Annotated in this window: 19 protein-coding genes, 1 pseudogene and 1 riboswitch; of the genes and pseudogenes, 16 read left to right on the forward strand and 4 right to left on the reverse strand. The window is 51.1% G+C overall.

Annotation, left to right across the window (positions count from 1 at the left end):
• Window positions 1-65 precede the first annotated feature (65 nt).
• Window positions 66-144: riboswitch (ZMP/ZTP riboswitch) on the forward strand.
• 69 nt (window positions 145-213) lie between these two features.
• The 3 genes from glyA to AC3Y2E_RS15545 all read left to right on the forward strand — a co-directional run bounded on the left by glyA (window position 214) and on the right by AC3Y2E_RS15545 (window position 5,590).
• Entirely contained in the window at window positions 214-1,524 is a 1,311-nt protein-coding gene (gene glyA / locus AC3Y2E_RS15535; RefSeq protein WP_379211779.1) for a serine hydroxymethyltransferase, read from the forward strand.
• Window positions 1,525-1,687: 163 nt separating this feature from the next.
• Window positions 1,688-2,209, forward strand: a complete 522-nt coding sequence (locus AC3Y2E_RS15540; protein WP_379211781.1) for a phosphotransferase-like protein — start codon at window positions 1,688-1,690, stop codon at window positions 2,207-2,209.
• A 276-nt stretch (window positions 2,210-2,485) separates the two neighbouring features.
• Complete coding sequence (locus AC3Y2E_RS15545; RefSeq protein WP_379211783.1) at window positions 2,486-5,590, forward strand: immunoglobulin-like domain-containing protein; 3,105 nt, start codon at window positions 2,486-2,488, stop codon at window positions 5,588-5,590.
• Between the two features lie 15 nt (window positions 5,591-5,605).
• On the opposite strand, the pseudogene AC3Y2E_RS15550 reads toward AC3Y2E_RS15545, so the two are convergent.
• Window positions 5,606-5,747 (reverse strand): annotated as a pseudogene (locus AC3Y2E_RS15550) (helix-turn-helix transcriptional regulator); the annotation flags it as partial.
• Window positions 5,748-6,042: 295 nt separating this feature from the next.
• Between AC3Y2E_RS15550 and AC3Y2E_RS15555 the strand changes: the two are divergent.
• The 4 genes from AC3Y2E_RS15555 (at window position 6,043) to AC3Y2E_RS15570 (ending at window position 9,696) form a co-directional block, all read left to right on the forward strand.
• A complete protein-coding gene (locus AC3Y2E_RS15555; RefSeq protein WP_379211785.1) occupies window positions 6,043-6,891 on the forward strand; it encodes an AraC family transcriptional regulator in 849 nt (282 codons plus the stop codon).
• Between the two features lie 232 nt (window positions 6,892-7,123).
• Window positions 7,124-8,344, forward strand: a complete 1,221-nt coding sequence (locus tag AC3Y2E_RS15560; RefSeq protein WP_379211788.1) for a Gfo/Idh/MocA family protein — start codon at window positions 7,124-7,126, stop codon at window positions 8,342-8,344.
• A gap of 40 nt (window positions 8,345-8,384) precedes the next feature.
• Window positions 8,385-9,341 carry an ABC transporter substrate-binding protein gene (locus AC3Y2E_RS15565; protein WP_379211790.1) on the forward strand — a complete coding sequence of 319 codons (957 nt, stop codon included), beginning with the start codon at window positions 8,385-8,387 and terminating at the stop codon, window positions 9,339-9,341.
• A 109-nt stretch (window positions 9,342-9,450) separates the two neighbouring features.
• Window positions 9,451-9,696 carry a helix-turn-helix domain-containing protein gene (locus tag AC3Y2E_RS15570; RefSeq protein ID WP_379211793.1) on the forward strand — a complete coding sequence of 82 codons (246 nt, stop codon included), beginning with the start codon at window positions 9,451-9,453 and terminating at the stop codon, window positions 9,694-9,696.
• Window positions 9,697-9,744: 48 nt separating this feature from the next.
• Here AC3Y2E_RS15570 and AC3Y2E_RS15575 read toward each other — a convergent pair whose 3' ends face one another.
• On the reverse strand, window positions 9,745-10,524 hold the full coding sequence (locus tag AC3Y2E_RS15575; protein WP_379211795.1) for an IclR family transcriptional regulator: 780 nt from the start codon (window positions 10,522-10,524) through the stop codon (window positions 9,745-9,747).
• 265 nt (window positions 10,525-10,789) lie between these two features.
• Here AC3Y2E_RS15575 and AC3Y2E_RS15580 point away from each other — a divergent pair, with 265 nt between their 5' ends.
• The 6 genes from AC3Y2E_RS15580 (at window position 10,790) to AC3Y2E_RS15605 (ending at window position 17,123) form a co-directional block, all read left to right on the forward strand.
• The gene (locus AC3Y2E_RS15580; RefSeq protein WP_379211797.1) at window positions 10,790-12,184 is read left to right on the forward strand and encodes an MFS transporter; all 1,395 of its coding nucleotides are present in this window, start codon (window positions 10,790-10,792) and stop codon (window positions 12,182-12,184) included.
• 175 nt (window positions 12,185-12,359) lie between these two features.
• Window positions 12,360-13,118 (forward strand): 5-oxoprolinase subunit PxpB, encoded by a 759-nt coding sequence (pxpB, locus tag AC3Y2E_RS15585; RefSeq protein WP_379211799.1) that lies wholly within the window; start codon window positions 12,360-12,362, stop codon window positions 13,116-13,118.
• Complete coding sequence (locus AC3Y2E_RS15590) at window positions 13,115-14,122, forward strand: 5-oxoprolinase subunit C family protein (RefSeq protein ID WP_379211801.1); 1,008 nt, start codon at window positions 13,115-13,117, stop codon at window positions 14,120-14,122. The genes pxpB and AC3Y2E_RS15590 overlap by 4 nt, the downstream gene beginning before the upstream one ends.
• Before the next feature lie 36 nt (window positions 14,123-14,158).
• Window positions 14,159-14,935 carry a LamB/YcsF family protein gene (locus AC3Y2E_RS15595; protein ID WP_379211956.1) on the forward strand — a complete coding sequence of 259 codons (777 nt, stop codon included), beginning with the start codon at window positions 14,159-14,161 and terminating at the stop codon, window positions 14,933-14,935.
• A gap of 143 nt (window positions 14,936-15,078) precedes the next feature.
• Complete coding sequence (locus tag AC3Y2E_RS15600; RefSeq protein ID WP_379211803.1) at window positions 15,079-16,797, forward strand: FAD-binding protein; 1,719 nt, start codon at window positions 15,079-15,081, stop codon at window positions 16,795-16,797.
• Window positions 16,798-16,811: 14 nt separating this feature from the next.
• Complete coding sequence (locus AC3Y2E_RS15605) at window positions 16,812-17,123, forward strand: 2Fe-2S iron-sulfur cluster-binding protein (RefSeq protein ID WP_379211805.1); 312 nt, start codon at window positions 16,812-16,814, stop codon at window positions 17,121-17,123.
• 73 nt (window positions 17,124-17,196) lie between these two features.
• Here AC3Y2E_RS15605 and AC3Y2E_RS15610 read toward each other — a convergent pair whose 3' ends face one another.
• A complete protein-coding gene (locus tag AC3Y2E_RS15610; protein WP_379211958.1) occupies window positions 17,197-18,108 on the reverse strand; it encodes a helix-turn-helix transcriptional regulator in 912 nt (303 codons plus the stop codon).
• Window positions 18,109-18,209: 101 nt separating this feature from the next.
• Between AC3Y2E_RS15610 and AC3Y2E_RS15615 the strand changes: the two genes are divergently transcribed.
• Complete coding sequence (locus AC3Y2E_RS15615) at window positions 18,210-18,674, forward strand: VOC family protein (RefSeq protein WP_379211807.1); 465 nt, start codon at window positions 18,210-18,212, stop codon at window positions 18,672-18,674.
• 6 nt (window positions 18,675-18,680) lie between these two features.
• Here the strand turns inward: AC3Y2E_RS15615 and AC3Y2E_RS15620 are convergent, their stop codons facing one another.
• Window positions 18,681-19,073, reverse strand: a complete 393-nt coding sequence (locus AC3Y2E_RS15620; protein WP_379211810.1) for a PHP domain-containing protein — start codon at window positions 19,071-19,073, stop codon at window positions 18,681-18,683.
• Between the two features lie 133 nt (window positions 19,074-19,206).
• On the opposite strand from AC3Y2E_RS15620, the gene AC3Y2E_RS15625 reads away from it, so the two are divergent.
• Complete coding sequence (locus AC3Y2E_RS15625; RefSeq protein WP_379211812.1) at window positions 19,207-19,740, forward strand: hypothetical protein; 534 nt, start codon at window positions 19,207-19,209, stop codon at window positions 19,738-19,740.
• Window positions 19,741-19,762: 22 nt separating this feature from the next.
• Window positions 19,763-20,104, forward strand: coding sequence for a hypothetical protein (locus AC3Y2E_RS15630; RefSeq protein ID WP_379211814.1), 342 nt, complete (start codon window positions 19,763-19,765; stop codon window positions 20,102-20,104).
• The last annotated feature ends 94 nt before the right edge of the window (window positions 20,105-20,198 follow it).

Genomic DNA, 20,198 nt, shown 5'->3' on the forward strand with positions numbered 1-20,198 from the left:
AGAATCATCTCGCAAAGAATGATTGTTAACTGTCAGAATATTTGATATTATATGACTAATTAAAAGGTACTGCGTGTGACTGGCGGAGCATGGGGAACCATGAGGAAGCACGCGGGGTATGTGCCGTACGCCTGGGCGAGAGTGATTAATCTTCGGATTAAGCGCTCTTTTTTTGTTTTCCCCATCCAATCCCGCAAAGGAGAGTTGATCGAAGTGGAAACGATTCAGACGTATTTGGACCAGCATGACCCCGAGGTTGCAGCCATGACGGAGGCGGAAAGCGTTCGTCAAAAAAGCACGCTTGCGCTCATCCCGTCTGAAAACTATTCCTCCATGGCCGTCCGGCTGGCGCTGGCCTCCTCATTCACCAACAAGTACGCCGAAGGTTATCCGTATTTTTGGGAAAACGGCGAACGAAGCATGCAGAAAAACGGGAGGTATTATCGCGGACAGGCGAACACAAACGCCTTGGAGCGCTTGACCATCGAAAGGGCGCTGAAGCTGTTTACGCCGAATCCGGAGGCGTATCATGCCAATGTGCAGCCCTTGAGCGGTTCGCCGGCCAATCTTGCGGTGCTGCATGCGTTTTTGAAACCGGGAGAAACGTTTCTCGGGCTTTCGTTGGACTACGGCGGACATTTGACCCACGGGCACCACGTGAACGTGACGGGCGTATCCTATCGAGCCGTTTTATACCGACTGAACGCCGATTATGAGCTGGACTATGACGAAATCCGCGAGCTGGCCCGCCGTCATTCGCCCAAGCTGATCATCTGCGGGGCGACTGCTTATCCGCTGCGGATCGATTTTCAGCGCTTGGGGGAAATCGCCAAAGAGGCCGGCGCGTTGCTTGTGGCCGATATCGCTCACATTTGCGGACTGTGCGTGACCGGGTATCACCCTCATCCGTTCCCCCATGCCGATCTCGTCACCACGACCACGCACAAAATGCTGCGCGGACCGAGAGCCGGACTCATCCTATGCAAAAAAGAGCTAGGCCCCGCCATTGACCAAGCGGTGTTTCCGGGACTTCAGGGAGGCCCGCACATGAATACGGTCGCAGCTATGGCAGTCGCCTTTCGGGAAGCGATGAGCGGGGAATACAAGCAATACGCCGGGCAGATTGTCCGCAATGCGAAGACGCTGGCCGAACATTTGCAGGCGGAGGGCTTTCGTCTGATGGGCGGACGAACGGAGAATCACCTGCTGCTGCTCGATATCGTTCATTCCGCTAACGGGCTGGCTGCCAAGGATGGGCATTGGCTTTCGATTCGCTGGGAGCGGGCCGGCATTATTGCTAACAAAAACGCCGTACCCGGCGATCGGAAGCCTTGGTACCCGTCCGGCATCCGGTTAGGCACGCCGGCCGTAACGACGCTGGGAATGAAAGAAGCCGAAATGCGGCAAATTGGCGATTGGATCGTACGTGCCACCCGCGGGGCCGATAACGACGCGGAGCTGGAACAAATACGCACGGAAATCGCCGCTATGATGGAGCGGTTCGCACCGGGACAATTGGTTTAGAGGGATGCGGGGATGATTTGAATTGTTCAAGGGCTGTCGAGAGACGTGCGGCCCTTTTTTGAAGTTACGGGAGTTTAGTTTAATTATAGTTGTTTTTTATTTCCAGAATTACAGTTTCGCTGGTAAAATTGAAGGAACTGAACGAATAAGGGGTATTAAGAAAATGAGTAAAGGCAGAATCGTTTTTTTAAACGGAGTTACGAGTTCTGGAAAAACCTCAATAGTAGATGCTTTACAGTTAAAATCGCACGAATTTTATTATGTTGTTGCCAATGACCTATTTGAAGAAATGATAGGTGAACGTTATCTTCGTGAAGATTATTGGAAGTATTTAAGTGAAGCAATTATGATGATGTACCACACTGCCAAATTATTTTCTGACCATGGTAAAAATGTGCTTATTGACGGTATTCTGGTGGAAAGACCTGAATTAAGACCACATTATGAAAAAGTGAAGAATTTATTTTCTGGGTACCCCTTATACATGGTTGAAGTATTTTGCCCGTTAGACATTTGCCGTCAAAGAAATATAGCACGGGGAAATAGAACCGAAAACCAATCGGACTGGCAAAACCAAATCATGGCAAAAGATATCCAGTATAATTGTACCGTTAACACACATTTAAACACTTCCGAAGAGTGTGCGGATTTGATTTTAGAAAATATACTGAACGATGAAGGATAAAGGACGAATTCCTTTTTTCCCGGCGGCACATTCCGAGGGACGGGTACGACAGCTGAATATTCACCTATAGCGAGGCTGCTGACTTGGATCGGCAGCTTCGCTATTTTAACGGACAGTTTAACGCAGTCCGGCATCACCGAAATCCATTCTTTCAGAATTCTTTCATAGGGTTCTGCTACACTTCTCAGTAGACAAACTCTGCTATACATTATGGTTGAATCTATGGTGAACATGCGGAGGATTAGACGCTACAGGAGCAGGAATGGAGGATTTGGAATGAAACAGAGGTTGACGATTTTTTTAATTACTTTGCTTATACTAGGGCCTTTGACGGGACTGTGGCCGTCGAAGGCTCAGGCGTATACGTTCAGCGGCGGGGGAGGCGGTATCCCGGGAAATCCTTATATCCTTACAACAGCAGAAGATTTGGACCATGTCCGGGATAACTTGTCGGCAAGCTACAAACTTCAGGCAGACATTGATTTATCAGCCTATAGCAACTGGCAGCCGATCGGTACGGCTAGCGATTGGTTCAAAGGCCATTTTGAAGGAGCCGATTATACCATTAGCGGAATGAAAATCAATTCGTCAGCCAACAATATCGGTTTATTTGGTGTGATGAGACAGCCTGCAACGATTACACATGTACGACTGGAGAATGTAGATATTACATCTAATACTTCCGGTGCCAACGTTGGGGGACTTGTTGGACTTATTTCTTCTTCTACTCCTTACTCAGCCTTAGACCGTATTTCAGTGACCGGTGAAATACGCGCCGATATTGGTTACTCAGCTGGCGGCATAGTCGGTAATTTATCAATTGCCAATTTGACAAACAGCGATGCGCATGTTCGGATCGACGCAGGTTATACTTATGCCGGGGGAGCAGCCGGTATTAACTCCAATGGCAATATCGAACAAAGCTATGCGACAGGAGATGTGTACGGCCGCAGGGATGCAGGCGGATTGGTTGGCTGGAACCAAAACAGTAGTCATCTTAATAACTATGCAACCGGTAATGTGACGGGTGCTGATGATACCTCGGTTAATATCGGAGGGTTAGCAGGTGTTACGGGGTACGATCAATCCATTGTGAACAGTTATGCTGCAGGAATGGTGAGAAAGGGCTCAGGCAACCAGACGAGCACCAAAATAGGAGGCTTGGTTGGCAATTTGGTCGGCTTTGGGAACATCACGATCACAAACTCCTACTGGAATAGCGACGTTGATAATTCCGGCCTCCAAACCAAGGGCTGGGAGTCAGGAACCGCCGGAGCGATGAGCCGGGAAGATCTGAAACAAATCGACATTGCCGGTGTGGGCTGGGACCCGGCCATTTGGGGAATTCAACCAGGGTCGAGCTACCCCTACTTGAAAACTTTGGCTCCCGTATTAAGGGTTAATCCGCTTCCGGCCGCATCGATCTATGCGACTGAACTGGGGTATAACCAGCTTGCGATCACCGGTTTTGTCCGGGACGGCAGCTTGGGCGAACCTTGGGAAGTCAGCTATACGATCAAGGACGCTTCGAATCATACCGTAACCCAGGGTGTTTATGCGGGTATCGCCACTGCGCATAACCAGACGTTCAGCCTATCAACGGTATTGGATGAGAGCCGTTATCCGCTGGGCACTTACTCCATCTCCGTAACCGTGAAACATACGGTAGCGCGTCCCGAGCAGTTGCAAACCTTAACGTTCGATGTAGTGGATCGGACGGCTCCGGCAGCGCCTGTCCTCATGATCCCGGGTGACGACCAACTGACGAACGATGCGACGCCGACGGTTAGCGGTACGGCGGAACCGGGCGCTACGGTGACGATCGTGCTGGACGACAGCGCAGCGGGAGCGACTACGGCAGAAGGAGATGGAAGCTGGACGTGGACGTTCAGCTCTGGGCTGGCGGACGGGGTGCATACGGTGAAGGCGCGGGCCGCCGACGGAGCGGGCAATATAAGCGCTGAGTCGGTTCTCCATACGTTTACGGTAGATACGACAGCTCCACAAATTACACTGCTCGGCAGCTCCATGATGCAGGTCGAAGCGGGCAGCAGCTTTACCGATCCGGGTGCGACAGCCACCGATCGTGTCGAGGGTGATATTACGTCACGAATGAGCGTAATCGGAATGGTGTACGTTTATCAATTGGGAACGTACAACCTGGAGTACCGCGTTTCGAATCAGCAGGGTATTCCGGCACCGACCGTAATCCGTTCCGTCTACGTTGTTGATACGCAGCCTCCGGTTATTACGCTGCTGGGCGGCGCCTCCATTGTCCTCACAGAAGGCGATAGCTACATTGATCCTGGCGCGACGGCCGCCGATCAATTTGAGGGGAATGTACCGGTTGTGGTGACAGGAAGTGTAGATCATCAGACCCCGGGAACTTATCAACTACGATACAACTCGCAGGATAGCTCTGGTAATGCGGCCGCGGAAGTGACGCGGACCGTCCGTGTGGAAGCCGCAAATACTTCCTCCCCGACTAGTTCCGGCAGTGTATATCCATCAGGAAATGCGGATATCAAGCAGCTCAAAGTGCTGGCTGGGGGAATCGAACTGACCTTATCCCCGGCATTTGCTGCGGAAACTACAAGCTACAAGGTCGAAACGACAGCGGAACGGGTGGATATCCAGGTCCTCTCATCCGATGCCAAAGCTGTGGTGACCCTGGGTGAAGCTCATCTTAACGGAGTAGAAACATTTGTTCTCACCCAAGGGGATAATAAATTTGAAATTATCGTTAAAGCAGAGAACGGCGCAATCAAGACCTACAGCCTGACGGTGCACCGCCAAGCAGGAAAAGTCACGCAGCCCGGTACAACCGGAAGCCCGTCATGCGCGTTTCGTGACATCCAAGGCCATTGGGCTGAACCCCAAATATGTGAAGCGGCGGCAAAAGGCATTGTAGAAGGTGATTCCGCGACGGTATTCCGTCCACAAGGACTCGTTACACGAGTGGAATTTGCAGCTATGCTGCTGCGCACGGCAGGGTCCCCTTCAGGGTGGGAAGCGGACAAGCTTTCTTTTACGGATCTGGATACGGTCCCTACGTGGGCACTTGAGACGGTAAGAGATGCAGGGGGGCTCGGCCTGCTGGAAGGCTACCCGGACGGTACGATCCGGCCGAACCAGACGGTGAGCCGATCAGAGATGGCTGTCATGATGGCCAGGCTCATGAAGTGGGGTATGGACCGTACGCAGACAACCGCATTTGCCGATGATGCCGATATTCCGGATTGGGCGAAAGGGTCCATACAAGTCGCTTACCAGCGCGGATTGGTCGAAGGACGAGAAGGGGATCGGTATATGCCTTATGGAGAAGCGACAAGAGCGGAAGCGGCAGTCGTCCTCCTCCGTTTGTGGAGAACCTTTCCGTAAGCGGCTGGCAGCTTATTGACACTTTTTCAAAATTTGACGAATTTCAGACCGACCCTCCCAAACATAAAATAACAGTTGGGATTGAACCTTTAGGAGACAATGGGCTAACCATTGCTTCTATTTTTTTTATAGTCACTTCAACTTCTTCACTATATAATCAACAAAACGGCCGGGAATGGGATCATCTTGTCATTTATGACATCAAGTTCTTGTCCACCGACATTCGCCTGTTCGTTTGTGTCGAATGACAAGAACTTGTACCTTTTGCCGAGTGAAGAGGGAATTCATCAAACAAAGTATTGCCTCCGAAGCAACGGAAGGGATTCCATTCCTAAAATAATTATTCAATAATAAAGGAAATCACATGTGATTTATTGTGCAGAACCGAGAGTACAAAGCGGCGGCCAGATGTCATGACGCCATGGCAGCAGGTTGCACTAGGGAGACCGATAATGAAAGCGAGGAGCGCTATGTTTTCGTTTACCCGTTATAGTTACCGTCAAGACAGCTGCAATGAATCCCCTGTCATTCATGCCCACCCGCAATATGAGATCGGTTACATCCACTCCGGATCATTCAGCTACATGATGGGTGGACGCAAAATAGATATAGAAAGCGGCGATTTGATTTTATTGAGCGGCTTGACCATACATGGCGTACATGCCAGGGTGCACGACATGATCGGCAGCAAGTTCGTGTTCGACGCGCAGCTGGCGCAAATTTTTAGTTCATCCCTGCTGAGCTATAGCCCGCTGGAGCCTTTCAAAACCGTCAACAACGCCCGGATTCGGCTCGGTGCTGAGGACCGGGAAGAGTTTGAACGGATATTGGCGCAAATCGACCGGTTTCACCGGCTGCATCGTCAAGATCAGACGCAGTTCAACCGGATGCTGGTCGCTTTTTTTGATCTGCTGCTGTTTATCGGGGCGCAGTGCGGAGTAGCGGAGCTGGAACGGTCGTCCCCCTCGAAGGAGAAGGAGCGTCTGGCCCGAGAAGTGATTGAATTTATTGAGCGGCATTTTGCCGATGATTTGCGTCTGGAAAATATGGAGGCCGATTTTTATACGAGCAAATATCATTTAAGCCGTATTTTCCGGGAAGTGACGGGCTTAAGCATATTCGAATATTTGTGCCATAAACGCATCGAACAAGCGAAGTGGCTGCTGCACGAGCATGCCTGCGAGCATGCGGTAAGCGATATTTGCTACCGTGTGGGCTATAATCATCCTGCGCATTTTAGCCGCGTATTTAAAAAGCTCGTAGGCATGTCCCCGAATCAGTACCGGAAAATGAAGCAATAATCGAGTGAGCGGATAGGGTTGGTACAAAACATGCAAGAAAGATCAAATCGGGCAAAAATCCAAGCAAGATGTGTTAATTGCCGGAACAACGCGCATGGTAATATGAAGGTGAAGTTCGTATAGTAAACAACATTCAATATCCTGAACAAGAGCGGGGCGAATCTGACGGAAAATCGACATGATTAGACAGACTCGCTCTGTTTAGGAAGAGAAACGGGGAGGGGTAGTACAAGTGGCTAGCTATAAGCCCATTCGTCTGACGGTAGTCGGTGGGCGCAGAGGCAAACATTTCAATCGGGCGTTGGCGGTGTTGGCCGACAAGGTGCAGTTGACGGCGGTGTGCGAGTTAAACGAACGGATGCTGGCCGATTGGAAACAAAACAATCCAGAATTAAAAGCGTTTTCAAATTTCGATGCGCTGTTGGCCGATCCCGAGGTCGATGCCGTGCTGCTGGCGACTCCGCTCGTCATTCACGCTGAGCAAGCGATACGCGCCTTGCGTGCCGGCAAGCATGTGCTCAGCGAAGTGATCGCCGCTCACACGCTCGACGATTGCTGGCGCTTGATCGAAGCGGTGGAGCAAACCGGCCTTACGTACATGATGGCGGAAAATTATTGCTTCATGCGTCCGAACATGATGGTGGGCGAGATGGTGAGGCAAGGCGCGTTCGGACAAATTACCCATGTGGAGGGCGCTTACTTGCACGATTGCCGCAAATTGACGCATCATCCGGATGGCGAGCTGACTTGGAGAGGCGAACTGCAGCGTGTTTACAACGGCATGAACTATCCGACTCATTCGCTCGGTCCACTGGCGCAATGGCTGGGAATTGGCCGAGAAGGCGGAGACGCGTTCGATTATATGACGACATTTACGTCGGGCACTGCGGCCATGCGCCACTATTACGATGAGCATCTGGGCGAGCGGCATCCCGGAGCCTCAGACGGTTCGTACTGGAAACAAGGCGATTCGGCGACCACGCTGATCCGCACGAAGAAAGGCGTCGTCATTACCCTGCGTCTCGATTGGGTGTCGGCGCGTCCGCATAATATGACGCATTACGGGCTGCAAGGAACGAAAGGCGCCTATTTGTCGGCGCGGCACGACGGCGAAGGACCGTTAGTATGGCTGGAAGGCCGATCTCCAGGTAAATCCGAAGGGCTGGAAGGCCAGCCGGCAGCCGAATGGCAGCCGCTATGGACGCATGCAGCCGATTACGAGCATCCGTTATGGCGCAAGTGGAACGAAGAGGCGAACAAGGCCGGACACGGCGGCGGCGACTTCTTCATTATTGATGAGTTTGTCGGGGCGATATTGGAGCGTCGCCGGCCCGCGATCGATGTATATGACGCGGTGCTGTGGAGCAGCGTATTTCCGTTATCCGTACAATCGGTAGCGGAACAAGGCAAGCCGGTACGCTTTCCCGATTTCCGGAAAAAAGCGCCGGTATGAAGTTGAACCCTGTTTCAAGATATTGATCTGGGGGTTCAAAATGGCAAAACAATTGGCGTCTGCATTGACGGTCGTGCTTCTGGTATCTGCACTTACGGCTTGCAGTGGAACGAAGGAAGAGAAGAACTCGCAGACTGCGCTTAAACCGCAGGAAGACAATAAACCGGTCGAATTGACGGCCTACTTGTCCGGTTATACGCAAGAGCGGTTCATGACGACGTTCGGTAATTTCATTCAAAAGAAATATCCGAATGTTACGTTTAAGGTGCTTGGAGGCAACAACGAGAAAGTACCCGACCTCGTTGCGGCCGGCGTCAAGTTCGATTTGATTCAATCGACCGCGCCTGAGCTGATTATCGACAACGGGCTGCAGGACGATTTGACCGATCTGATCAAAAAGTACAACTACGATCTGAACAAGCTGGAACCGGCGGTGCTCGACCTGATCAAGCTGATCGGCGACGGTAAAATTTACGGCTTCCCGAACGGGGTAGCTACGGTAGCACTGTTTTACAATAAAACGCTGTTTAATAAATTCGGCGTCTCCTATCCGACGAGCGGCATGACGTGGGATCAAGTGTTTGAGCTGGCCAAGCGGCTGACCCGCAACGAGGGCGGCGTTCAGTACCAAGGCTTTGTAGACTACACCTCATATATCGCCAACGCGAACCAGATGTCGCAAGGTTACGTTGATCCGAAGACGGGCAAGGCGACGTTAAACAACGACAACTGGCGGAAATTCATGGATAACTTTATCCGGGTTTACACCATTCCCGGCAATGCGCAACCGCGCCGAAGTAATGGCGACTTACGCCAAGGAAGTGCCGACGATTCCGGTCGACAAAAAAGCGCAGGATGCGGTGCCGAAGACGTTTGCCAAGCCGTACGCGATAACGCCTTACGATTCGTTCGCCAGAAATGCTTTTTTGGCCGCTTACACCGCCGCTGCCAAAGGCGAGAAGGATGTCAATACGGCGCTGCGGGATTCCTTATATGAGCTTCTACGCCGCTGCTGGTATGTCAATAATGTGAAAAAGTGATTTGCCAATGCGAGGTGCAAAGTATCGTTAGAATTCGCTTCTATCTCTTGCCCTCAAAGCTATTCGTTGGAATCGCTTACAAAAAGAAGCGGACTACAGCTCGCCCGGAATGATTACGATCTGAGCCGTCTCCGGCTGAGCGCGGCAACGAGTTATTTGATCCATACGGGGATGAGCATCCAGCAGATCTCCGAGGAAACGGGCTTTAACAGCATTCATTACTTCTCCCGCCTGTTCAAACAGACATACGGGGTCAGCCCGCAGCAGTGGAGGGCCGAGCGGTATAACGCTGCGGAAGAGCTCGCGGATTAGCGCGGAGCAAGCCCTATATGGTGTAGGCTTGCTCCAAGCAGCCTGCAATTACTTGACGGTAGGAAGCGGATGGCCTACGGAATAGCCTAGCCTTAGCGAAATGTCATAGGCCGCTTGTTGGACTTTCTGGATGAGATCGGGAAGATGTTCGTCTCCAAACTGCACATCGAGCCCGGCTATGCTGAGCGCCGCAACGGTTTGGCCGGTATGATCCATAATGGGGGCGGCGAGCTCGGCCGTGTAGTTTTCAAGCTCGGAACGGCTGAAGCTGTAGCCGTTTTTTTGCGATTGTTCCAAGGCTTGGCGTAAGTTCTGCTTGTCCACGATCGTTCCGGAGCCGAGCGGCTTCAATTCTGCTTCGTTCAAATAGGTCTCCCGTTCCGCCTCGGGCATAAAGGCGAGTATGATCCGGGAAGAAGCGCCTGCGTAGAGCGGCGCTTTTTTGCCTATTTTGGTGAACAGCCGGACCGGGTGATCGGTATCCAGCTTTTCGATATACATGGTGGAGGAGTCGTCCCGCACCGCAAGATGGACCGCCCGGTTAACTTCGTCGCGCAACCGCTGCATCGCTTCCAGTGCGGCATGCCGAATATCGAGACGCTCCGCCACCAAATTCCCGAATTGCAAAAATAACAGGCCGAGGGTGTAGCCGCCGTCGGCTTGCTTGGTCAAAAACCCCATTTCCTCCAGGGAGCCGATCATACGGTGCACGGATGTTTTGGGTATATGAGACAGCTCGACCATCTCATTGATCGTGAGCTTCGAATGAGTCAGGAATAAATGAAGAAGGTCCATCGATCTGACGACCGTTTTATTTTTATTTTGCATCGTTTGCCTCCAATTTGATCTTGTCCGACATGGACGCTGCTTACATCTATGATGTTAAGTAACAGTATACAACGAAATATGGCAGAAATCTCATGGAACGAGGGGGAGCTTTCGATTATGGGCTTGGATGACATGGAAAAAAGAGCTTGCTTTTTGATCAAAACCAACTATAATGATCGTATATATCGGGATTGAATTTCGGATTTTAAATTCCGATATTCGGAATTTCATTCATGGAATATACCAAGGAGGCGGTGGTAAGAGGATGGGCACTCAAGTTTTACAGGTCAGGAGCCGGCGGGATATTATCGATTTTGTCAACAGTAATCCAGTAAGCCGGTCTGGATTTAAAATTATTTTACTGGCACTGGCCGGCGTGTTTGTCGACGCTTACGATTTTACAAGCATCGGCATTGGCACGGCGCAGTTGCAAGAACAGTTCGATCTGTCCTCCGTAGAGCTCGGTAGCTTAACGGCTATCATGGCGGTCGGATCGCTCTTCGGCGCTGTTTTTGGCGGGTATTACACCGATAAGTTCGGCCGGAACAAAATGTTTATGATCGATTTGTTCCTTATGGTGTTCGCCGCATTCGGAGCGGCGCTCGCGCCCAACTTTGCCACCCTTGTCATTTTCCGTTTTTTGATGGGGATCGGCGTCGGTCTGGATATCCCGATCGCGCTCAGCTTTATCGCGGAGTATAGCAACATGAAGAAAAAAGGCTCAAACGTCACGTTATGGTGCCCGCTCTGGTTTTGCGCCGCTTCGGCTACGGGCTTGATCGCACTTCCTTTTTATTTGCTGGACCAGCATGAATATATATGGAGATGGTCTGTCGGTCTTGGCGGCGTTTTTGCCCTTATCGTATTGTTCCTGCGTTATTTTTACATGAACGAGAGCCCGCTGTGGGCGGCGAATTATTTGTCGGTTGAGGAAAGCGCCAAAGTCATCCGCAAAACGTATAACATGGAAGTAGTGGTCCACCCCGAGGCGAAGGGCAGCGCGACAGCAGGTAAGAAAAAAGTGCCCTATACGGCTATTTTCCGCGGCAAATACAGGATGCGCACGCTGCTTGCGTCGATCATCACGTTTACGCAAAGCATGGAATACTTTGCCGTCGGCTTTTATATTCCGACGATTTCAACCATCCTTTTCGGAAAAGGAGTCATCTACGCGATTACCGGGACGATCGTCTTTAACTTGTTCGGGGCGTTTGGAGGGTTTCTGGGATCTTCGCTGAATACCCGCTGGGGGGTTCGCAAGTTGTCCATTGTCGGTTATATCGTGGCAGTTATCGGCTTGCTTTGCATGGGGCTGTTGGGCAATACGTATATCGGCATTTCGGTAGTTCTGCTGGCTGCGTTTATATTCGGTCATGCGTTCGGTCCGGGGTCGCAAGGGATGACGATGGCGACGCTGTCTTATCCGACCGAATTACGTGGAATCGGAGCCGGCTTCGGACAAGGCGCGACGCGCGTGGGCAGCATTCTCGGCTTTTTCCTGTTCCCGGTTGTGTTGGCGGCCGTAGGGCTGCATAACACGTTGTTGCTGCTCGCGATTGTTCCGTTTCTCGGATTGATTGCCACCTTGCTCATTAAATGGGAGCCCGTCGGCCACGATGTCGAAAACGAGGAGATCGAGGAGCTCGGAGCGAAAGTGTAAAACTTGAACTTTTTGCTTGCATCATGTACAAATTAGATCATCTTGCATTATAATGATCGCATACTTGCTTGTTTCCGTATTTCGGACTTCATAAACCGAAATACGGAATTTATTATTTGAAATCTTCATCAGCATTCCGTTTACGGTTTACTTATTGCGAGGTGCAAATGTTAGCATGATGGGCTTGCAGGAGAAGCTGCCGGAGGGCGTGCGGATCGTACCGCTTGGAGATATGGCTATTGTCGTTCAGTGGGGCGACGCCATCACGCCGAAGACGCATCAGCGCGTCAGGCAGCTAACGGCTTTTTTGGAAGATCGGCCGTTCGCCGGCTTGATCGAGTACGTACCCGCATTTACTTCCGTCACCGTGTACTACGATGCGCTGACGCTGATCGATAAGCACGCCGGGCTCGTCGCTCCTGAAAACCGGGATTTCCCGTTTGCCATTGCGGAAGCGCTTCTGAGCGATATCGTCAATCAGCTGGAGACGACGTGTGATCGGCCTGCCAGAGTAGTAGAAATTCCGGTCTGTTACGGTGACGAGTTCGGGCCGGATCTGGAGGCGGTAGCGGCTCATGCAGGAATGACCGCAGAAGAGGTGATCGCCATTCATACGTCTGCCGATTATCTCGTTTATATGCTGGGATTTGCTCCGGGCTTCGCTTATTTGGGCGGCATGCCCGGCCAAATCGCTGCTCCGAGGCGCGAAACGCCGAGGCTGTCGATACCGGCGGGCTCGGTAGGGATAGCCGGCAGTCAGACGGGCGTTTATCCGATCGAAACTCCCGGAGGCTGGCAATTGATCGGGAAAACGCCGATGCCGTTGTTCCTTCCCGGGCAGACACCGCCTACCAGGCTGGAGGCAGGGGATATTGTCCGCTTCCGCCGCATTTCCCGGACAGAGTATGACCGGTGGGAGGAGCCTCGACGATGAGCTTGCTTGTAGGAAGACCCGGCTTATTAACAACCGTTCAGGATTTGGGGCGGTACGGGGCGCAAAAGTACGGCGTTATCGTAAGCGGGGCGGCAGACCGGCAGGCGCTGCGCATTGCCAATCTGCTCGTCGGCAATGAAGAAGGCGAAGCGGGTCTGGAGATCACGATCCTCGGTCCCGAACTGGTATTCGAGCGTACGGCGCTGATCTCCATTTGCGGCGCGGACTTGTCCCCGGAGTTGGACGACAAATCGGTTCCACTCTGGAAAACCATCATGGTGCCGGCAGGGAGCTGTCTGACATTCGGTAAAGCCCGTCAGGGCTGCCGGGCGTATGTCGCTATTGGCGGCGGGCTCGATGTCCCTTCGGAAATGAATAGCCGTTCGACCTACTTGCGCGCAAGGCTCGGCGGGTACTTAGGCAGAGCTTTGGAATCAGGAGACCGAATCGCCTTTAGAGCGCCTTCTTCCCTGAACAAACGGCTGCTGCATGTAGTAAGCGGGTATGAGGACGAAGACGGCTGCACGATGAGTCCTTGGTCGGTATCGCATGATCTGATTCCGCCCTATGGGCCCGAACCGACCGTTCAAGCGATAGCCGGACAAGAATACGAGCTGTTCGACGAGAAAAGCCGGCATCGGTTTTTTCATGAACCGTTTACCGTATTGCCGCAGTCCGACCGGATGGGGTACCGGCTTAAGGGAAGTCCGCTCCTGCTGCGGGAGCAGCGGGAGATGATCTCGTCCGCCGTGACCTTCGGAACCGTCCAAGTGCCTCCTGACGGCAATCCGATCGTGTTGATGGCGGATCATCAGACAACAGGCGGCTATTCCAAAATTGCGCAGGTTATCTCGGCCGATTTACCGCTGCTCGCGCAGGCGAATCTGGGCGGAAAAGTAAGCTTCCGGCTCGTATCGCTGAGGACAGCTCAGCAAAAATACGTTCAGCAGGAGCAGGCTATAAACACGCTCCGCCGCGGAATGGAGCAAATGGCCCGTTCATGACGGGGCGATCCTATCGATCGGGAAAGGGAGAGAATGATGCACATAGTAGATTTGAACTGCGATATGGGAGAAAGCTTCGGAGCTTATTCGATGGGCAGAGACGCCGAAGTGCTGCGGCATGTCACTTCCGCCAACATCGCTTGCGGCTTCCATGCCGGCGATCCGGCCACGATGCGCCGTACCGTCAAACTGGCCTTGGAGCACGGCGTCGCGCTGGGCGCCCATCCCGGGCTGCAGGATCTGATCGGCTTCGGCCGCCGGGATATGGATATATCGCCTGAGGAAGCTTACGATATCGTCGTTTATCAAATCGGCGCGTTATCGGGTTTTGTGCGGGCGGAAGGCGCGAAGCTCCAGCATGTGAAAGCGCACGGCTCGCTGTACAATATGGCGGCCCGCAATAGGGGACTGGCCGAAGCGATTGCGGAAGCGGTGTACCGCATTGATCCCGAGCTGATTTTATTCGGTCTCGCGAACAGCGAGCTGATCCGGGCGGGCCGGAAGGCCGGTCTCCAGACGGCTAGCGAAGTGTTCTCCGACCGGACTTATCAGGAGGACGGGGCGCTTACTTCCCGCCGACTGCCGAATGCGCTCATCACCGACGAACAGCAATCGGTCGACCAAGTCGTCCGGATGGTCAAGGAAGGCAAAGTTTTGTCCCAGCAGCAAATCGACGTTCCGATTCAAGCCGATACGATATGCATTCACGGCGACGGGGCGCACGCGGTCTCATTTGCCGAACGCATCCGCCGTTCCTTGGAGCAAGCCGGGGTGCTTGTACAAGCGGCCGGTGCCGGGAAACGGAAGTTATAAACGGCAAGGAGAGTTAACGGAAGCACCGCCCCCTGGCTGACGACGCTAGCTCGACGGAGACCTGTGAACTCCGGGCCCTACGCGCGTCAGCGGATAAGGTGCGTTATTCCGTTAAAACCTCTAAGTGGAAGGAGAAGGATGGCATGGAGCCTTTACAACTGCAGGCGGATGTACTTATCGTAGGATCGGGCGCGGCCGGAATGATGGCGGCCAGAGCTGCGGCAGATGAAGGAGCCCGGGTGCTGCTTATAGACAAAAGCTTGATCGGCCGCGGAGGCGCGACGATTCTTGCCCAGATGACCGTTGCCGTCGCGCTGGGCGAGGCCGACGACGACAATACCGAGATTCATTTTGAAGATACGATGAAGGGCAGCCGCGGACTTGCGGACCCGGCTATCGTAAGGGCCATCGTTGAACGCGGCCCTGAAGTGATTATGGAAACCGAAAAGTATGGCGTCAACTGGGCGAGAACAACCGATGGGAAACGGTCGCAAGCTTTTGCCCCCGGCCATTCCAAATCCCGCTGCGTATACGTCGATATATTAAACACCGGCGGGGCGACGGCGGCAGGGCTGAAGAAAGCGATTTGGAAAGAGGAGAACATTCGACGTTACAAAAACGTCATGGTCACAAACATGGTCGTCGACGATGATGGCCGGGCAGTTGGCGCGGTTGGGTTCGATATCGAGCAGTACCGTCCCGTGAGTATCGCGGTTTCTTCGGTCATATTAGCGACCGGCGGATTGACGGAAGTGTACGAGCGTAATAGCGCCTCCGCCAATATGACGGGGGACGGCTATATGCTGGCGGCGGAAGCGGGCGCGGAGCTGCGCGATATGGAAATGGTGCAATTTTTCCCGATCGCCCACTTATTCCCGCCGTTAGTCGGCATCGATCCGATAATGTGGGACCCGTTCCGGTACAAATTAGGCGGCCGTCTGCTGAACGGCAACGAGGAAGAGTTTATGGACCGGTACAACGGCGAAGTGTCCGGCCACTATACGGCGACCCGCGACCAGACGACGCTCGCTATTTTCCGCGAGGTGGAGGAAGGACGCGGGACGCCGCATAGCGGAGCTTATCTCGATTTCCGCATGGTACCGGAACAAAAGCTGAAGGAAGCGTTCGGACCGGTTATCGATATATTGCGCAGCCAAAATGTCGACTTGACCAAGGATCTGGTGGAAGTGGCGCCGATGGCGCATTTTATGCTGGGGGGCGTGTGTGTCGACGAACGGATGCGTACCCGGGTGCCGGGCCTGCTTGCGGCAGGCGAACTGATCTATGGCATGCATGGCGCGAACCGTTTGTCCGGCAACGCGATAACCGAAGCGCTCGTAACCGGACGGATTGCGGGAGAGACGGCTGCTCGGGAAGCGGCCGCACACTCCGGCGAACCGTCCAAGCAGGCTGTCGTGGACGAAGCGCTCGCTAAAGAGATGAACCGCCTTGAACAGTTCTGGCATCCGCAACCGTCGGGCCGCGACCAGTCTTCTCTGCAAGCGTTCAAACGCAAACTCCAGCATGTCATGTGGAAAGGGGCAGGACCGCTGCGGACCGAAGCCGGCTTGCTTCAAGCGCTGGGCGAAATCCGCGTTTTACGCGAAGAATTGGAGCAAATCGCACTTGCGCTGCAATCGACGTACGTGCTGCCTCTGGTCGAAAAGGTTGAAGCCGCCCATATGCTGCAGGCGGGAGAGGCGATCATCCTTGGCGCCCTGGAACGCAAAGAATCCCGAGGGGCGCATGTCCGGCTCGATTATGAGGAAACGAACGAACAGCCGGTCAGCTATACATTTCGCTGGAACGATCGCCGGCAGTGGGAGATTCAACCGAATGTGCTGCAAGGCACGAATCCATAAAGGGGGGATGGACGATGTCCACCGTCACGCTGCAAGTAGTACGGGGCGATCAGCAGAGCGGTTCCGTGGTGGAACGCTATGAAGTGCCCTTCCGGGACGGAATGAGTTTGCTGGATGCTATTTTTTGGATTCGCGAGCATCGCGATCCTTCTTTGTCGGTCCGTTATTCTTGCCGATCCGCCAATGCCTGTAAGGAATGCTCGGCCCTCGTAAACGGCAAAGCGGGATATTTATGCACGGTTCGCGCCGTTCCCGGCCAGGAGTTCCTAGTCGAGCCGCTAAAAGCGCTGCCTTGGATCAAAGATTTGGTAACCGCATTGGAATAAAATAGCTCGTCTGCCTCCAGAGCCAAAAGCGCCCGTTTCTAGGGCGCTTCTTCTGTCGAGAGCATTCGTTTCTTTATGAATATTTATCCACCATTTTTAGTAAATAATTTCGAAATTCTTCAACATAGGATTGGGGCTCTACGATTTTTAGGTTCGTTCCGAAACTTGCTAAAAATTGAAATCCGATACTGGTTTGAGGAACGTGGATTGTTGCCAAGAAAAGTTCAGCATTATAAATTTCAATACTCTTTCGACCATACCTTTCAATGAAATGATCTTTTATGCTGGGTGTAATCAACGCTCTTACAGCGATTAGTTCCGGTTGATAACTTGCTTCATCTTCCTGTTCAAATAAGTAATCTCTAGGATTATAAGTTTTTTCATCCATAGTAAGATTATCGATCCGAGATAATTTAAATGTTCGATATCTCATACGATGTAAACAGAATCCTTTCAAATACCAGCTCGTTTCGCTAAAGTGAAGCTGGTATGGCTCGACAATTCTATTCGTATTCATTCCATTTTTATCAATATAATCAAATGAAATTAACCTTCTGGCTAATACTGCTTCTTGACACTTCTTCAAGGTTTGACGAATTTCAGACCGACCCTCCCAATCATAAAATGATAGTTGGATTGAACCTTTCAAAGACAATGGGCTAACCATTGCTTCTATTTTTTTTATAGTGACTTCAACTTCTTCGCTAATTAGAATTTGTTCCAATCCGCCGAGCGCCGTTAATATATTTTCTAAGTCAGAGCTGCTTAAAAGACGTTTATCAAACTTGTATTCATCCATAATACCGTAGCCACCATGAACTCCGTTGACAGAATAGATGGGGATGTTCGATAAACTCAGTGTTTCCATATCACGAAGAATCGTTCTTTTGGAAACGTTAAATATTTGTGTGAATTCTTTTGTTGAAACGACATCCTTTTTCAGCAATATCATGATGATCGATATTAATCTCTCAACCTTCTCCATAGTTGCACCACTTTTTTTGTACTTATTTATAAAAGGTGACATACAGCTGTCACCTCTCATGCATTATACTTCATTATATAACAAAAAGGAGGAATTACTTTATGTCAGCTATTGTCTATTTAAACTTCGATGGAGTTGCAGAACAAGCGATTGATTTTTATTCGAAGGCTTTAAATGCGAAGGAAGTTAAAAAAGTAAAATTTAAGGATTTCCCGCAAGATCCAAACTATACATTACCGGAAAATGAGTTAAATATGATCATGGAGTCTTCGGTAGAATTTGCGGGCGGGAGAATCATGATGTCGGATATTTTGCCTTCCATGATGTCGGTAACAGGGGAACTGGTGAAAGGAAATCATGTACTTATTAGTCTAGTCATTGATGATAAACAAACATTGGAAGAATACTTTAAACGTCTGTCTGTTGGCGGTCATGTTGTAATGCCTTTATCCAATACTCCTTGGTCTTCGTGCTTTGGAATGCTGGTTGATCAGTTCGGAGTTTCTTGGAAGTTTAATAGTGACGCAGATAAGTTTCTTGATAATGTGATTTCAAATAAACAGTAATTCATTCTAAAAAATGTTACTTGGTACTGAGGGTTTTAAAGATGGAAATTGAAAATTTAATTCAAGTAAAATTGAGAGAAGATTTGAGAGTTTGGCTGCAGGGAATCTGTTTTTTTCAGTAAATTCTCTGAACCTTTCATTAGTTAAATCCATTCCATAACCCAATATATGCAGATTTTTTCCCCTCTCTAATGCGTCCAGTTCTACACCAGATATTAACAATAGTTCTTTTTTATCATTTAGCTTTTGTATTTCTCTTGAACCTTCTAGCACATTGTGGTCAGTAATCGCTATTAAACCTAACCCTTTCTCTACTGCTATAGCTATAATTTCTTCGGGAGACAATGTTCCATCGGAAAATAAAGAGTGAATATGTAGGTCAGCAATTTTATGATTCATTTTAATATCAGCTCCGTAACAAATTTATATAAATCAACATTCGCAATTGAGGATAATAATCCCTTCTTATGCAACAAAAGCAATAAAGGCATCCTGACCGTTAACTTAACAAGGATAAGCAGAAAGCCGAAGTTTGGTGATCGAGCGGGGTATTCGTCAGGTCATTAAAGGTTTGACGGCAGGATTTACAATTTATCGAAATAATCATCGGACGGCGCCTGCCTCTTCCAAAGGACTGCTGGTCAAGGAGATAAATAATTCCGCTGGCGGCAAGTACTCCGATATTGTAATTGCGGATAACGACGTATACGAGAACGGGTTTGTCGAGGGCAATCCCGTATCCAATACGATCGGCATTCATCTCGATAATGCAATGTGCCCCTATTTGTCCGGGAAAATCGAATTAGCGGATCGGGGATGGGAATCCAGCTCCACACCGTTTCTTATGCAACTGTGCAAAACAACCATATTACCGGTTTGGAAACGCTCAAGGCGGAAGCGGAATTACGATGTACGCAAGCCAGTGGTGTTATCTTCTAGACAATCGAATCCATTCTCCTACGGCACTAAGCAATTTTTCAAGAGGGATTTCGATAACTGCGTTAACTTTACAACAAGTGTCTCGCAACCTGATCATCATAGGCAATATCATTGGCGGTTCGTCTAACAATATGAATGCGGCGATCGGGATGACCAGCAATAACATGGGGTGGTCCGTTTTTTCCGGCATCGTGCTTGATCGAAACGTCATGTCGGGTTACGTGCATCTTCCTGTCAAATGCACGAACTGTTCACTCCCGGCAATATCGAGCGTTGTCGGAAAACAGGTGTTGAACGGGATTCAGTCCCACTATAGTGTGGCGGATGGCGAGTTTGTACCTTCTTATTCTGAGGCATCCATGTATGGTCCTTCATCGGAGAGACCCGTAACAGGCAGGTACATTCATATGTCGTGGTTTGACAGTACGCTTGGCAAACCGATCTGGTGGAACGGCACCGCCTGGATCGATGCCGCCGGCACGGTATCCTAAGATGGTAGGACAAAAAGCAGCCAGCCGGCAACTCCCGAAATAATCGTCTCTAGCGTGAATAAGGTAAGAGATCTTCTTCTAGGCTTTCGAAAGG

It is taken from the genome of Paenibacillus sp. MAH-35, from assembly GCF_058135425.1.

Coding starts and splice junctions, on each gene's coding strand:
- AC3Y2E_RS15540 (WP_379211781.1), top strand. CDS start 1,688: ATGAGTAAAGGCAGAATCGTTTTTTTAAACGGAGTTACGAGTTCTGGA.
- AC3Y2E_RS15545 (WP_379211783.1), top strand. CDS start 2,486: ATGAAACAGAGGTTGACGATTTTTTTAATTACTTTGCTTATACTAGGG.
- AC3Y2E_RS15555 (WP_379211785.1), top strand. CDS start 6,043: ATGAAAGCGAGGAGCGCTATGTTTTCGTTTACCCGTTATAGTTACCGT.
- AC3Y2E_RS15565 (WP_379211790.1), top strand. CDS start 8,385: ATGGCAAAACAATTGGCGTCTGCATTGACGGTCGTGCTTCTGGTATCT.
- AC3Y2E_RS15575 (WP_379211795.1), bottom strand. CDS start 10,524: ATGCAAAATAAAAATAAAACGGTCGTCAGATCGATGGACCTTCTTCAT.
- AC3Y2E_RS15580 (WP_379211797.1), top strand. CDS start 10,790: ATGGGCACTCAAGTTTTACAGGTCAGGAGCCGGCGGGATATTATCGAT.
- pxpB (WP_379211799.1), top strand. CDS start 12,360: ATGATGGGCTTGCAGGAGAAGCTGCCGGAGGGCGTGCGGATCGTACCG.
- AC3Y2E_RS15590 (WP_379211801.1), top strand. CDS start 13,115: ATGAGCTTGCTTGTAGGAAGACCCGGCTTATTAACAACCGTTCAGGAT.
- AC3Y2E_RS15595 (WP_379211956.1), top strand. CDS start 14,159: ATGCACATAGTAGATTTGAACTGCGATATGGGAGAAAGCTTCGGAGCT.
- AC3Y2E_RS15600 (WP_379211803.1), top strand. CDS start 15,079: ATGGAGCCTTTACAACTGCAGGCGGATGTACTTATCGTAGGATCGGGC.
- AC3Y2E_RS15605 (WP_379211805.1), top strand. CDS start 16,812: ATGTCCACCGTCACGCTGCAAGTAGTACGGGGCGATCAGCAGAGCGGT.
- AC3Y2E_RS15610 (WP_379211958.1), bottom strand. CDS start 18,108: ATGGAGAAGGTTGAGAGATTAATATCGATCATCATGATATTGCTGAAA.
- AC3Y2E_RS15615 (WP_379211807.1), top strand. CDS start 18,210: ATGTCAGCTATTGTCTATTTAAACTTCGATGGAGTTGCAGAACAAGCG.
- AC3Y2E_RS15620 (WP_379211810.1), bottom strand. CDS start 19,073: ATGAATCATAAAATTGCTGACCTACATATTCACTCTTTATTTTCCGAT.
- AC3Y2E_RS15630 (WP_379211814.1), top strand. CDS start 19,763: ATGACCAGCAATAACATGGGGTGGTCCGTTTTTTCCGGCATCGTGCTT.